This is a genomic window from Kocuria sp. (assembly GCF_030530945.1).
In the GTDB taxonomy this organism is placed as follows: Bacteria; Actinomycetota; Actinomycetes; order Actinomycetales; family Micrococcaceae; genus Kocuria.
Window position 1 is genome coordinate 189,694 of record NZ_JAUMTZ010000001.1, and the last position, 13,702, is coordinate 203,395.

General features: G+C 70.1%; 15 protein-coding genes. 5 read left to right on the forward strand and 10 right to left on the reverse strand.

Annotated features, from left to right (window positions below; all coding sequences use genetic code 11):
• Positions 1-139 precede the first annotated feature (139 nt).
• The 4 genes from Q4A22_RS00850 to Q4A22_RS00865 form a co-directional block, all read right to left on the reverse strand.
• Positions 140-1,531, reverse strand: a complete 1,392-nt coding sequence (locus Q4A22_RS00850; RefSeq protein WP_303176955.1) for an amino acid permease — start codon at positions 1,529-1,531, stop codon at positions 140-142.
• 271 nt (positions 1,532-1,802) lie between these two features.
• Positions 1,803-2,144 (reverse strand): DUF202 domain-containing protein, encoded by a 342-nt coding sequence (locus Q4A22_RS00855; RefSeq protein WP_303176635.1) that lies wholly within the window; start codon positions 2,142-2,144, stop codon positions 1,803-1,805.
• Entirely contained in the window at positions 2,141-2,533 is a 393-nt protein-coding gene (locus Q4A22_RS00860; RefSeq protein ID WP_303176636.1) for a YidH family protein, read from the reverse strand. Before Q4A22_RS00860 ends, Q4A22_RS00855 begins: the two co-directional genes overlap by 4 nt.
• Before the next feature lie 41 nt (positions 2,534-2,574).
• Positions 2,575-4,569 carry a M13 family metallopeptidase gene (locus tag Q4A22_RS00865; protein ID WP_303176637.1) on the reverse strand — a complete coding sequence of 665 codons (1,995 nt, stop codon included), beginning with the start codon at positions 4,567-4,569 and terminating at the stop codon, positions 2,575-2,577.
• A 292-nt stretch (positions 4,570-4,861) separates the two neighbouring features.
• Here Q4A22_RS00865 and Q4A22_RS00870 point away from each other — a divergent pair, with 292 nt between their 5' ends.
• A complete protein-coding gene (locus Q4A22_RS00870; RefSeq protein ID WP_303176638.1) occupies positions 4,862-5,551 on the forward strand; it encodes a hypothetical protein in 690 nt (229 codons plus the stop codon).
• 45 nt (positions 5,552-5,596) lie between these two features.
• On the opposite strand, the gene Q4A22_RS00875 is transcribed toward Q4A22_RS00870, so the two are convergent.
• The 6 genes from Q4A22_RS00875 to paaA all read right to left on the reverse strand — a co-directional run bounded on the left by Q4A22_RS00875 (position 5,597) and on the right by paaA (position 10,460).
• On the reverse strand, positions 5,597-6,370 hold the full coding sequence (locus Q4A22_RS00875; protein ID WP_303176639.1) for an enoyl-CoA hydratase/isomerase family protein: 774 nt from the start codon (positions 6,368-6,370) through the stop codon (positions 5,597-5,599).
• A gap of 107 nt (positions 6,371-6,477) precedes the next feature.
• Positions 6,478-7,680 (reverse strand): 1,2-phenylacetyl-CoA epoxidase subunit PaaE, encoded by a 1,203-nt coding sequence (gene paaE / locus Q4A22_RS00880; RefSeq protein WP_303176640.1) that lies wholly within the window; start codon positions 7,678-7,680, stop codon positions 6,478-6,480.
• Positions 7,680-8,201: a 1,2-phenylacetyl-CoA epoxidase subunit PaaD gene (gene paaD, locus Q4A22_RS00885; RefSeq protein ID WP_303176956.1), complete on the reverse strand. Its 522-nt coding sequence runs from the start codon at positions 8,199-8,201 to the stop codon at positions 7,680-7,682. Before paaD ends, paaE begins: the two co-directional genes overlap by 1 nt.
• 65 nt (positions 8,202-8,266) lie before the next feature.
• On the reverse strand, positions 8,267-9,103 hold the full coding sequence (paaC, locus tag Q4A22_RS00890; RefSeq protein ID WP_303176641.1) for a 1,2-phenylacetyl-CoA epoxidase subunit PaaC: 837 nt from the start codon (positions 9,101-9,103) through the stop codon (positions 8,267-8,269).
• The gene (gene paaB, locus Q4A22_RS00895) at positions 9,100-9,396 is read right to left on the reverse strand and encodes a 1,2-phenylacetyl-CoA epoxidase subunit PaaB (RefSeq protein WP_055082364.1); all 297 of its coding nucleotides are present in this window, start codon (positions 9,394-9,396) and stop codon (positions 9,100-9,102) included. The genes paaC and paaB overlap by 4 nt, the downstream gene beginning before the upstream one ends.
• 2 nt (positions 9,397-9,398) lie before the next feature.
• A complete protein-coding gene (gene paaA / locus Q4A22_RS00900; RefSeq protein ID WP_303176642.1) occupies positions 9,399-10,460 on the reverse strand; it encodes a 1,2-phenylacetyl-CoA epoxidase subunit PaaA in 1,062 nt (353 codons plus the stop codon).
• Between the two features lie 244 nt (positions 10,461-10,704).
• Between paaA and Q4A22_RS00905 the strand changes: the two genes are divergently transcribed.
• From Q4A22_RS00905 to Q4A22_RS00920, 4 genes are all read left to right on the forward strand, one after another.
• The gene (locus Q4A22_RS00905) at positions 10,705-11,115 is read left to right on the forward strand and encodes a PaaI family thioesterase (RefSeq protein WP_303176643.1); all 411 of its coding nucleotides are present in this window, start codon (positions 10,705-10,707) and stop codon (positions 11,113-11,115) included.
• A gap of 5 nt (positions 11,116-11,120) precedes the next feature.
• A complete protein-coding gene (locus Q4A22_RS00910) occupies positions 11,121-12,458 on the forward strand; it encodes an AMP-binding protein (RefSeq protein WP_303176644.1) in 1,338 nt (445 codons plus the stop codon).
• Between the two features lie 95 nt (positions 12,459-12,553).
• On the forward strand, positions 12,554-13,177 hold the full coding sequence (locus tag Q4A22_RS00915) for a TetR/AcrR family transcriptional regulator (RefSeq protein ID WP_303176645.1): 624 nt from the start codon (positions 12,554-12,556) through the stop codon (positions 13,175-13,177).
• 47 nt (positions 13,178-13,224) lie between these two features.
• Entirely contained in the window at positions 13,225-13,638 is a 414-nt protein-coding gene (locus Q4A22_RS00920; RefSeq protein WP_303176646.1) for a GNAT family N-acetyltransferase, read from the forward strand.
• Positions 13,639-13,702: the final 64 nt, after the last annotated feature.

The window sequence follows — 13,702 nt, forward strand, 5'->3', positions numbered from 1 at the left end:
TCCCGGTCCAGGCTCAGAGCTTGGTCCGGGTGTCGCGGCACCTGCCGCGCTGCCGGGTCGGCGTGCGCTGCGGGAGGGGCCCGGTTGGGTGAGCGGGCGGCGTCGTACGACGGCGCCCGCGCACCTCCCCGGCGCGGGCTCAGTGCCCGGGGGTCACGTCCGCGGTGCGCAGGTCCACGCCCTTGTCCTTGGTGACCAGCTTGTGGACGAGCCACAGGGCCAGGAAGATCGGCAGGCCCAGGTAGGAGGACAGCAGGCTCAGGGGGTTGACGTCCCCGGAGGTGAAGATGCTGTACCCCTGGCCCACGATCACGATGGCGCACATGATGAGCGCCACCACGGGGCCGATGGGGAAGAACCGCGCCCGGTAGGTGAGGTTCTCCGGGTCCCCACCCTGCAGCACGTACGCCTTGCGGAAGCGGTAGTGGCTCCATGCGATGCCCATCCACACGATGAAGCCGGCCAGGCCGGAGGCGTTGATGAGCCACACGTAGGCCTCGCCCTCGCCGATCAGGGTGGTGAGGAAGCAGAACATGCCGATCAGCGTGGTGACCAGCAGGGCCGGCATGGGCACGCCGCGGCGGTTGACCCGCGCCAGGAACCGCGGGGCCTTGCCGGACCTCGCCAGCGCGTAGAGCATGCGCGTGGAAGCATAGAGGCCGGAGTTTCCCGCGGACAGGATGGCGGTGAGGATCACGGCGTTCATCACGGACGCCGCGGCCAGCACACCGGCGTGCTCGAACACCAGGGTGAACGGGGAGATCGAAACGTCCTCCACCTCGCTCGCCAGCAGGTGGGGATCGGTGTAGGGGATCAGGAACCCGATCACGGCGATGGCGCCGATGTAGAACAGCAGGATGCGCAGGAACACCGTGCGGATGGCCCGGGGAACGGTCTCGCCAGGATTCTCCGCCTCGCCGGCGGCCACTCCCACGAGCTCCGTGCCTTGGAAGGAGAAGCCCGCGACCATGAAGATGGACATGATGCCGGTGAACCCGTTCACGAACGGCGCCTCACCTGCGGTCCAGTTGTGGAACCCGGGCGTGGGGCCACCCAGGATCCCCAGGATCATCAGCACGCCCAGGGCCAGGAAGACCAGGACGGTGACCACCTTGATCAGGGAGAACCAGAACTCGCCCTCGCCGTACGCGCGGGCGCTGAGGGCGTTGAGCGAGAACAGGATGGCCAGGAACGCCGCGGACCAGATCCACGCGGGCACGTCCGGGAACCAGTACCGCATCACCAGGGCCGCGGCCACGAGCTCGGCGGCCACGGTGATCGCCCAGTTGTACCAGTAGTTCCAGCCGATGGCGAAGCCGAAGGAGCGGCTGATGTACCGGGTGGAGTACTCCTCGAAGGAGCCCGCCACGGGCAGGTGCGTGGCCATTTCGCCCAGGGACTGCATGAGCAGGAAGACCATCAGGCCGATTGCGGCGTAGGCCACGAGGGCGCCGCCCGGGCCGGCGGTGTTGATGGAGTTGCCGGAGGCCACGAACAGGCCGGTGCCGATCGCACCGCCCATGGCGATCATGGTCAGGTGGCGGGGCTTGAGCGTGCGCTGCAGGGAGCCTTCACCAGGGGAGTCCTGCGGTGTGCTCCGCGGGTCTGCGTGCTGGGGATCGGGCGGCCCGGAGGTCGCTGTCGTGGTCGCCCCACGGGACGAGGATGAAGACACTGGGCCCTCCCGGGAATTGTTGGTCCGGTGTCGAGCAGGTGTGCTGCGACGTCCCGTCATTATGCGGTGCGGGCCGCGCGGACGTGTTCCTCCCACGCCAGGGAGCCGCTGAAGTGGCCACAACTTCTCAGAAAAGAAGCATGGTGGTGATTCCCAGCGCGCCCAGGAGCAGGCACGCACCGGCCGTCACGAAGACCGCCACCACATCCGGGGTGAGGTTCTCCCCGTGGAGGCCCACCGTGGACCGACGGTACCGCATGCGCTGCGTGACATATATGCCCAGTGCCAGCAGCAGCGCCACGGTGAACAGGCTCAGCACGAACGGCCCGTGGGCGGGCAGCCAGCGGAGGTAGAGGGCTGCGGCGGTGCACAGGGCCATCATGGTGCGCCCCCAGGAGAGCACCGTCCGCTCGGGCTGCAGCCCCGGGTCCTCGTGGCAGCGGGCGGCCGGGGGCGGGGAGTCGCTCACCGGGTCAGGACCGCCACCACGAGCACCCCGGAGGCGACGGCCCCGCCCACCGCCACGAGGGGCGCGACCAGTGGCAGGGGCAGGGGTGCGCCGTGGCGCATGGAGCGTTCCACCCGCAGCCACCGGACGGCCGCCCCCGCGCTGAGCAGCATGCCCAGCAGCAGAAGGACCACGGCCAGGAACCGGCGCACCGGGACGGAGAAGACGTCACCGGCGAACGCCTCAATGGCGATGCCCCCGGCCAGGAACGCGAGGGACGTGCGGATCCACGCGAGGAACGTGCGCTCGTTGGCCAGGGTGAACCGCGGGTCCGGTTCCCTGCCGCCGCGCAGCAGCCGTTCACTGACGGTACGGCGACGCCGCTCGTCCGGGTCCTCGGGGTGGCTCACGGTTCTCCTCGGGTGCTCGTCGCCGCTCGTGTGCGGGGGCGTCACCAGATGGTGACGCGCTCGCCCTCCGGCAGCCACATGCCGTCGCCCTCCTGCACGTCGAACGCCTCGTAGAACGCGGCCACGTTGCGCGGCGTCTGTCCGGCCCGGAACTCCGCGGGGGAGTGCGGGTCCGTGGCGATGCGCGTGCGCAGGGCCTCATCCCGGGACTTCTCCTGCCACACGGCGCCCCAGGAGATGAACAGGCGCTGCGCCGGAGTGTAGCCGTCGATGCTCTCGGTGTCCGGGTCCGCCCTCTTCTCCTGCGCCCGCTTCCATGCCTTGTAGGCAATGGAGAGTCCGCCCAGGTCGCCGATGTTCTCGCCCAGGGTGAGCTCGCCGTTCACGTGCGGGGCGTCGTCGTCGCCCGCGAACTGTGCGGGGGACAACGCCGCGTACTGGCCCACCAGGCGCGCGGTGCGCTCCTCGAAGGCCGCGCGGTCCTCATCCGTCCACCAGTTGCGCAGCCTGCCCTCGCCGTCGCAGGTGGAGCCCTTGTCGTCGAAGCCGTGGCCGATCTCGTGGCCGATCACCGAGCCGATGCCGCCGTAGTTCACGGCGTCGTCCGCGGCCTCGTCGAAGAACGGAGGCTGCAGGATGGCGGCGGGGAACACGATCTCGTTGCGCAGCGGGTGGTAGTAGGCGTTCACGGTCTGCGGGGTCATCAGCCACTCGTGCTTCTCCACGGGCTTCCCGGCCTTGCGCGCGAGCTCCGCCACCGCGAACTCGGAGGTGCGCACCACGTTGCCCACCAGGTCGTCCCCGCGGACCTCCAGCGCGGAGTAGTCCCGCCACTTTTCCGGATAGCCGATCTTGGGGGTGAAGCCGGAGAGCTTCTTCAGCGCCTCCGCCCGGGTGTCCTCGGTCATCCAATCCAGGTGCTCGATGGAGTCGCGGTAGGCGTCCAGCAGGTTGGCCACGAGCTCGTCCATGCGGGCCTTGGCGGTGGGGGAGAAGTGCTGCGCCACGTACAGCTTGCCCACGGCCTCGCCCAGTGCGCCGTTCACCAGGCCCACGCCGCGCTTCCAGCGCTCCCGCAGCTGCGGTGTGCCGGAGAGCACCGTGCCGTAGAACGCGAAGTTCTGCGCCACGAACGTCTCGGGGAGGTACGCCGCGCGCGCCGAGACCACGTGCCAGCGGGCCCAGGACTTCCACGCCTCCAGCTCGTCCTGGGTGAGCAGCCCGTCCAGGCCGGTGAAGAAGCTGGGCTGGGCGTTGACCACGGTGGCCAGGTGCTCCGGGGTCAGCCCCACGCCCTCCAGCACCGCGTCCCAGTCCAGGTTCTGCGTCTGGCCCGCCAGCTGGGCGTAGTCCATGGGGTTGTACATCTTGGTGAGGTCCCGGACCGTGACCTTGTCCCAGTGGTGGGAGGCGATGCGCGTCTCCAGGTCCATGACAGCGCGGGCCTGCTGCGCGGCGTCGTCGAACCCCGCGAGCTCCAGCATCTTCTGGACGTGCGCCACGTACTGCTCGCGGATCGTCGCGTACTGCTCCTCGCGGTAGTACTCCTCGTCCGGCAGTCCCAGCCCGGACTGGCCCACGAACACCAGGTTGCGCCGCGGGTCCCCGGGATCCGAGTCCAGGTCGATGTCCAGCGCGGCACCGATGCCCCGTCGCATGGCCGTGCCGAACCAGCGGGACAGGGCACGCGGTGAGTCGATCGCGGCCACCGCGGCCAGGTCCTCGCGCAACGGCTCGGTGCCCAGCTCCTCGATGCGAGCGGTGTCCATGAAGGACCGGTAGAGCAGCGCGATCTTGGTCTCCGCGCTCTGCTCCCCGGACGACGCCGTCTGCTCGCCCCCCGTGCTCGCTCCCGTGATGATCTCGCGCACCGCCTGCTCGGCCTGGTCCCGCAGCTCGATGAAGCTGCCGGTGCTGGCCTTGTCGTCGGGGATCTGCGCGGTGCGCAGCCACGTGCCGTTGACGTGACGGAAGAGGTCGTCCTGGGGGCGGACCGAGCGGTCGAAGGCGTCGAGGTCGAACACGGAAGTCGTCATGGTCACACGCTATCGACCCGCGCGGTGCGGCTCCACGGGGGCGCGGGGACGTTTTCGGACAGCTAAACGGCAACGGCTCGGGGCCAGCGGAGGTGCGGGGGCGACGTCGCCCCCCCATCTCCCGCGCGGCGGTCCCCACGCCCTGCAATCCAGCTGCAACAACGGAGCAGACGCGGTTTCGGGGCCCGCTCGGTGCATGTGCTCCACTTTGCAGCGTGTGAGGAGGCCGTGGTTCGAGTCGTGCCACTATGTCTGTGGGCCTTTCGGGCCCGGACACGTGGAGCGGAGGGGCATGACGGCGAGCGCACTGGTGGGTGGCACGGTCTCCGTGCTGGGGCTCGGTCTGGTCATGGGGTTCTCCCCGACCAGCTACGCCCTGGTGCTGCGGATCCTCACCCACCACGCCCGGCCCGCCCGCGCCGTCCACTTCCTCACACTGGGCATGGCACTGGGGACCACGCTGCTGCTCGTGGTCTTCCGCACCGTGGACCCGCAGACGCTCACGGCGCTGCTCGAGGACCGCACCAAGGAGCTGCTGGTCCGTCGCGGCGTGGACCTGGTGGCCGGCGCGCTGCTCGCGGTCCTGGCGGTGGTCCAGTTCTTCCGGTGGCGCACCCGCCCCCGCAGGCCCCGCAGGACGCCCCGGGTGCGGGAGACGGAGTCATCCCGCCGCATGGTTGCCCTGGGCTTCCTCAACACCGTGGTGGGGGTGAGCGGCCCTGCCACCATGTACATCGCGGGACGTCTCTTCACGGGCCTGAGCCACCACCTGACCGGGCAGGCGGTGTACTTCGCGGTGTTCCTGGTGGCCGTGGTGGGGCCCTACTGGCTCATCACCTGGGCGTGGGGAAGGATCCCCGCCCTCTCACGCACCGTGGAGCGGGCCACCGGGTGGGTGGCCGCCCAGGACCCGCGCCCTCTCCTGGCACTGGGACTGGCGGTGGCCGCCGCCGTGTTCCTGGTGATGGGGGTGAGGGGATGAGCACCCGGGCAACCCACCTCTCCCCAGGAGCGAACCGGGTGCAGCTCAGCCCCTGCCCGTGAACTCCGGGGTCCGCTTCTCCTGGAAGGCCTTGAAGCCCTCGCTGTAGTCGGCGGTGGCGCACAGGGCGGTCTGGGCGGCGTTCTCCGCCTCCATGGACTCCCACAGCCCAATCCGCTGGTCCCGGATCTGTGCCACGAGCTCCTTGGAGGCCACGAACGCCTGCGTGGCACCGCGGGCCGCCTTCCGCACCCGCTCGAGCGTGAAGTCGAGCAGCTCCTCCGCGGGCACGGCGCGGGAGAACAGCCCTGCGGCCACAGCCTCCGCGCCGGTCATCAGCTCCGCCGTGTAGATCAGGTCCAGCGTGCGGTGCGCGCCCAGCCGCTCGGTGAACAGCGCGTGCCCGCCGGAGTCCAGGGTGGCCCCCAGGTTGGCGAACGGCGAGCCGATCTTCGCGTTCTCCGCCACGTACACCACGTCCGTGGCGATCGCCAGGCCCAGCCCCACACCCAGGCACGCCCCCTGCACCGCGGCGAACGTGGGTGCTGGGAAGCTCGACATCTGCCGCAGCAGGGGCGTGAGGGTTCCGGCCAGGTACCCCTCGGTGTCGTCCGTGGCGGGGTCCACCCCGGAGATGTCCCGCCCGGCGCAGAAGCCCCTGCCCTCCCCGGTCAGCAGCAGCGCGCGGACGCCCGCCCCCGCCGCCTCGGTGTACGCGGCGGCGAGCTCGCGCAGCGCGTCCTGGTCCAGCGAGTTCATCTTCTGCGGTGCGTTGAGCACCACGCGAGCGATCTCGTCCTCGATGGTCAGCTCGATCACGGTGTTCTCCTCGGCGTTCTCGGGTCCCCCGCGCGGTGCGGGAGCGGGCTCAGACGGCGACGACGCCGCCCGGGTGCCGGTGCGGCGTCGTCGTCGTGATCGGTGGGTCAGGCGTCGAAGTCCACGCTCAACTCGTCCGAGGTGGGGCGGGTCTGGCACGTGAGCACGTAGCCTGCGTCCACCTCGTCCTTCTCGAGCGCGAAGTTCTCCTCCATCTCGAAGTCGCCCCGGGTGACCTTGGCGCGGCACGTGCCGCACACACCGCCCGCACACGCGAAGGGGACGTCCGGGCGCACGCGCAGCGCGGCGTTGAGCACGGTCTCCGCCGCGGACTTGGGGGACTCCACCTGGGCGGAGGTGCCGTCCAGGTTGAAGACGATCTTGTAGTTCTCGCCCTTGGGGTCCGCCACGACCGGGCGGCCCTGCTGACCCTGCGGCGCGGTGGGCCTGCCCGTGGTGAACAGCTCGAAGCGCACGCGGGACTCGTCCACGCCGCGCTCCCTGAGCACGTCCCGGCACAGCTGCACGAGCTCGAACGGCCCGCACAAGAACCACTCGTCCGCGGAGTCCACCTGGATCACGTGGTCCAGCAGCTCCTCGAGCTTGTCGTGGTCGATCCGCCCGGACATCAGCGGGGAGATCCGCTGCTCGCGGGAGAGCACGTGGTGCACGGCCAGGCGCGCGGGGTACTTGTCCTTGAGGTCCCCCAGCTCCTCCGCGAACATCACGTCCATGGACGAGCGGTTGGCGTAGACCACGTCCATCTGGGCGGTGTCCGAGGCGCGCAGCAACGCGCGGGCGATCGCCATGATGGGAGTGATCCCGGAACCGGCGGCGAAGGCCACCAGGTGCACGTTGCGCTTCCTGGCCACCTCCTTCTCCGCGAGCTTCTCGGGATCGTTCATGGAGGTGATGTTGACCTTGGAGGTGAACGCACCCTGCGGGTTCATCACGTCCAGGGTGTCCCCGGCGGCCAGCTGCTCGTTGGCCCACGTGGAGAACACGCCGCCCATGTCCTTCTTGACGGCCACGCGGATCTCACCCGGGGTGGGCTCCGCGCAGATCGAGTAGGAGCGGCGCACCTCGTGGCCGTCGATCATGGCGCGGATGGCCACGTACTGGCCCGGGAGGTAGTCGTAGTCCGCCACGAGGTCCTCGGGGACGTCGAACGTGACCTCCACGGAGTCGGAGGTCAGCCTGCGCACCTCCGAGACGGTGAGGGTGTTGAACGTGGCGCGGCGCCTGCCGCCCCCCGCGCTGGCCTCGGTGGCGTCCTCCAGAGCGGAGGTGTCCGCGGTTTCGCTCGTCATCAATGCACCTTGAAGTAGTCGAATGGTTCTTTGCAGTCGTCGCAGACCCACAGGGCCTTGCAGGAGGTGGAGCCGAAGCGGGTCATCTCGTGCGTGCGCAGGGACTGGCACCGCGGGCACTTCACCGCGAGGCTCAGCCGCACCGGTCCGGAGTTGTGGCCGGCGGCGGTGCGTCCCGTGGGCGGGGCGATCCCGTACTCGGCGAGCTTGGCCCGACCCCCGGGGGACATCCAGTCCGTGGTCCACGCGGGGCGCAGCACCTGCACCACGCGCACGTTCTGGTAGCCCGCGGCGGTGACCACCGCCTCCAGGTCCGCGGCCATGGTGTCCATGGCGGGACAGCCGGAGTACGTGGGAGTGATCACCACCACGGTCTCGTCCTCCCCGGCGACGACGTCCCGCAGGACGCCCAGGTCCTCGAGCGTGAGCACGGGAACCTCGGGATCGCACACCGTGGCCGCGACGTCCCACAGGGCGGCGTCACGCGGATCGCTGGGTCGCCGCGAGGGTCCCAGGGGCACCTCGCGGGGCGCCACGCCCCCCGTGGGGGGCAGCGAGCGGGGCGGAACGCGGGAGAACACGGAGCTCACCACGTGGCGCCGGGATGCTGGCGGGCGAGCCACTGCATCTCGGCGAGGATGTACCCGCGGTACTCGGAGTAGGCGCCGTCCCGCGGGGCGGCGGACAGCCGCGCCTGGGCCACGTTCGGAACCTCCAGCCCTGCCTCGGCCAGCAGCGCGTTCACGCGGTCCATGGTGGGCTCGCGCAGCGTGGAGGGGCGCACGGCGACGCCCTCGAGCTCGTCGTGCAGCGGCTCGTCCGCGAACAGCTCGTCCAGGTAGGGCCACATGTAGTAGAGCCCCTCCTGGATCCGCCGCTTGGACTCCTCGGTGCCGAGCCCCAGGCGCAGGATCCACTGGGCCGCGTGGTCCTGGTGGTACTCCACCTCCTTGAGGGCCTTGTCCGCGATGGCCGCGAGCGTCTGGTCCGTGGAGGACTGCAGCGCCGAGTAGAGCTCGTACTGGTAGAAGGAGAACAGCAGCTGACGGGCGATGGTTTGCCCGAAGTCCCCGTTCTCCTGCTCCACGAGGCGCACGGAGCGGAACTCCTCCTCGTTGCGGAAGTACGCGAGCTCGTCCTCGGTCTTGCCCCACGCGGAGCCCGCGTAGGTGAGCAGGAACCGCGCGTGGCCGATGAGGTCCAGCGCGATGTTGCCGAGCGCGATGTCCTCCTCGAGCTCAGGGGCGCGGGAGATCCACCAGCCCAGACGCTGGGACAGCATCAGGGCGTCGTCGCCGAGCCGCAGCGCGTACTGGGCCACGGCCTCCGGCGCGCGACCACCCGTCTCCGCGATCTCCTCGGCGGTGATGGCGTCCCCCGCGGACTGCTTGGTGGCGGAGTCGTGGGAGGCGAAGGCGCTCACAGGTGCTTCACCCCTTCGCTCTTGGTGTAGTACGTGGCGTGGCGGTAGCTCTTGCCCTGCGCGGACTCGAAGTACCCGCCCTTGGAGTCGGGGTCCGAGGCCGTGATGGCGTCCGCGGGCACCACCCACACGCTCGTGCCCTCGTTGCGGCGCGTGTACAGGTCACGCGCGTTGCGCACGGCCATGGTGGCGTCCGGGGCGTGCAGCGAGCCCGCGTGCACGTGGGACAGCCCGCGCGAGGAGCGCACGAAGACCTCCCACAGGGGCCAGTTGCCGGTCTGGTTCTCGCTCATGCTCAGGCTCCGATCAGCTCGGCGGAGCCGCGGCCCGCCATCACGGTGGTCTCGTCGATCCCGGTCTCCGCCCCGGCGGACGACGCCGCCGCGCTGGCCTCTGCGGCCTCGCGCGCCTGCCGCTGGGCGTACGCCTCCGCGGCCTCGCGGACCCATGCGCCCTGGGCGTGGGCCTCGCGGCGGCGCTTCATGCGCTGCACGTTGCACGGGCCGGAACCCTTGATCACGGACATGAACTCGTTCCAGTCCAGCTGGCCGTAGTCGTAGTGCCCGCGCTCCTCGTTCCACTTCAGGTCCGGGTCCGGCAGGGTCAGGCCCAGGGCCTCGGCCTGCGGCACGATCATGTCCACGAAGCGCTGGCGCAGCTCGTCGTTGGAGAAGCGCTTGATGTTCCACTCCATGGACTGCTGCGAGTTGGGGGAGTCCGCGTCCGGCGGGCCGAACATCTGCAGGGCGGGGCCGTAGAAGCGGTTCACGGCGTCCTGTGCCATCTGCTTCTGCGCCTCGGTGCCGTGGGAGAGCTCGTAGAGGATCTCCCAGCCCTGGCGCTGGTGGAAGGACTCCTCCTTGCAGATGCGCACCATGGCGCGACCGTACGGGCCGTAGGAGGCGCGGCACAGCGGGACCTGGTTGCAGATCGCGGCGCCGTCCACGAGCCAGCCGATCGCGCCCATGTCCGCCCAGGTGCGGGCCGGGTAGTTGAAGATCGAGGAGTACTTGGCCTTGCCGCTCAGCAGCTGCTCGTTGAGCACGGAGCGCGGGGTGCCCAGGGTCTCCGCGGCGGAGTAGAGGTACAGCCCGTGGCCGGCCTCGTCCTGGACCTTGGCCATGAGCACGGCCTTGCGCTTGAGGCTCGGGGCGCGGGTGATCCAGTTGGCCTCCGGCTGCATGCCGATGATCTCCGAGTGCGCGTGCTGGGAGACCTGGCGGGTCAGGCTCTTGCGGTAGGCCTCCGGCATCCAGTCGCGGGGCTCCACGCGGGAGTCCTCGCTGATGAGGTGCTCGAAGTGCTGCTGCTCGGCGGAGGTCTCCGCCTGGTTCGCAGCGGTGGTCTGCTCAGTCATGGTGTGTCCTCGGGTCACGGGTGAGATGGGAGCGGAGGGTGAACTCGGTACGCTGCCGACGATAATAACTGACCGCTCGTTCAGAATATAGGCCCTCCGTGTGGTCGTCAACACATTCTGCGCCCGCCGGGGCGGAGCCCGTCAACGACCGCAGCGGCGCAACGGAACGGGAGCACGTTGACACGCGTCACATTTCGGGGTTGTCTACTGACCGATCGTTCACGAAATCTCCGAGGAGCGCACCGTGCCACACCATCCTGTTCTCGATGGAGACCGAGCCTCCGAGTGGCTGGGCATCACGGTGCGGCGGGCGGACCCCGGGCACTGCGAGATCTCCATGGTGGTGCGGGAGGAGATGGTCAACGGCTTCGGCATCGCCCACGGCGGCATGATCTTCTCCCTGGCGGACACCTGCTTCGCCATGACCTGCAACGACCCGGACCCGGACGGCACCACCATGACCGTGGCGCAGGGCGTTGACATCAACTTCCTCAGCTCAGCCCACCCCGGGCAGACGCTGGTGGCCGAGGGCCGCCAGATCGCCACCACGGGGCGCAGCAGCCTCTGCGACATCACCGTCACCACCGCCGAGGGCGAGGTCATCGCCCAGTTCCGTGGCCGCAGCCGCACCGTTCCCCGCCGTCAGAAAGCGTGACCACCATGACCACCTGCTCCGTGCCCAATCCGTACCGTCCCGTGGACTCGCAGGACCCCTCCCAGCCGGATCCCGAGGAGCTCATGAGCCGGGACCAGATCGAGGCGCTGCAGACCGAGCGGCTGAACTGGACCCTCCACTACGCCTACGAGAACGTCCCCGCCTACCGGGAGCTCTTCGACGACCACGGCGTGCACCCGGACGACTTCCGCGAGCTCGAGGACCTGGCCAAGTTCCCGTACACGGACAAGGAGTTCCTGCGGCGGGCGTACCCCTTCAAGGCGCTGGCCACGCCCATGTCCGAGGTGCGCAGGATCCACGCGTCCTCCGGCACCACGGGCCAGCCCACCGTGGTGGCCTACACCGAGGAGGACCTGCAGACGTGGGGCACCCTGGTGGCGCGCTGCTTCCGGCTGTCCGGGATCGCCCCCGGTGACAAGGTGCACAACGCGTACGGCTACGGGCTCTTCACGGGCGGTCTGGGCGCGCACTACGGCGCCGAGCGGCTGAAGTGCGCCGTGATCCCCATGTCCGGCGGGCAGACCGAGAAGCAGGTCCAGCTGATCCGTGACTTCGAGCCGCAGGCCATCCTCTCCACGCCCACCTACCTGCTGACCATCGCGGACGGCTTCCGCAAGCTCGGTCTGGACCCGCGGGAGACCTCCCTGCGGCACGCCGTGCTGGGGGCGGAGCCGTGGACAGAGGAGATGCGCCACGAGATCGAGAAGACGTTCAACATCACGGCGTGCGACATCTACGGGCTCTCCGAGGTGATGGGCCCCGGCGTGGCCGGGGAGTCGTGCGAGTCCAAGGACGGCTCGCACATCTGGGAGGACCACTTCCGCCCGGAGATCATCGACCCCTTCGACGACACCGTGCTGCCCACCGGCCGCCCCGGGGAACTGGTCTTCACCGCGCTGACCAAGCAGGCGCTGCCGATCATCCGCTACCGCACGCACGACCTCACCCGGCTGCTGCCCGGCACCGCCCGCCCGGGCCACCGCCGCATGGGCCGCATCACGGGGCGCTCGGACGACATGATCATCCTGCGCGGTGTGAACCTGTTCCCGTCCCAGATCGAGGAGCTCGCGCTGAAGATCCCGGCGCTCTCACCCCACTTCACCCTGGAGATCACCCGGCCGAACCGCATGGACCAGATGACCATCCACATCGAGCGCCGCGAGGACGCCACCCTGGAGGACGCCCAGGAGGGCGGGCGCCGGCTGCAGCACGAGATCAAGACGAAGATCGGCTCCAGTGCCGCGATCGACATCGCCGAGCCCGGCACCCTGGAGCGCTCCTCCGGGAAGCTGCGCCGCATCTACGACCGCCGCGACAAGTAGCCCTCGCCGTGGCCCCGGTCCCCGGTGGGACGGGCCCAGGTGACGACCCGGTAGCCTGGACATCCCGTTCCCCCGGAAGATCGAGGCCCGCGTCCATGCCCACCGAGCTCCAGCCCGCCGCCGACGACGGCGTCTCCGCGCCCCGGCGCGGCCGTCCCGGCTACGACCGCGAGACCCTGCTGTCCGTGTGCGTGGACGTCTTCAACCGCTACGGCTACGACGCGACCTCCATGGGGATGCTGTCCAAGCACCTGGGCATCTCCAAGTCCGCGATCTACCACCACGTGGAGTCCAAGGAGGAGATTCTCGGGCAGGCCCTGGACCGGGCACTGGATGCCCTGGAGGAGACCTTCGCCGCCGTGCTCTCGGGTGGCGGGGGCCCGGTGATCCAGCTCGAGCAGATCCTGGACGGCACCGTGCGGGTGCTCGTGGCTCAGATGCCGTACGTGACCCTGCTGCTGCGGCTGCGCGGGAACTCGGAGGTGGAGGAGGCGGCCCTGCAGCGCCGTCGTGCCTTGACCCGCACGGTGGAGGACCTGGTGCGGCAGGCGCAGGAGCGGGGGGAGCTGCGCACGGACATCTCCGGGAAGTCCGCGCCGCGTCTGATGCTGGGCATGGTCAACTCGATCGTGGACTGGTACCAGCCCGGCCGCTCGGGCAGCGTGGACCAGCTCGCGGCCACCGTGGTGACCATGGTCTTCGCGGGCCTGCGGGCGTAGGCAGCCCTCCGCGGGATCCTCCGCCCCGTCCGATCTAGGGTGCGCCCATGGAGTTCTCCCGTTCCCGAGCCATCGACCGCGCCGCGCTGCTCCGCCTGTACGACGCCGTGGGGTGGAGCTCCTACACGCAGCGCCCAGAGGACTTCGGGCCGATGGTCGAGAACTCCTGGCTGGTGCTCTCCGCATGGGACGCGGGCGAGTTCGTGGGACTGGTGCGCGTGGTGGGGGACGGCGCCACGGTCGCCTACATCCAGGACCTCCTGGTGGCCCCGGGGCACCAGCGCCGCGGCATCGGACGGGCCCTGCTGACCGAGGTGCTGACCGACACGGCACGCATCCGCCAGGTCTACATCACCACGGACGACCCCGCCTGGAACCGCCACGTGGTGGCGCTCTACCGTTCCCTGGGCTTCCGCCCCACCCCGGACCTCGGCTGCACCACGCTCGCGATCATGCGCTGACACGGCGGAGAGACCCCGCCTCGCGGGGCCTCTCCGCCACCCACGGGATTGCGGGGAGTCGACT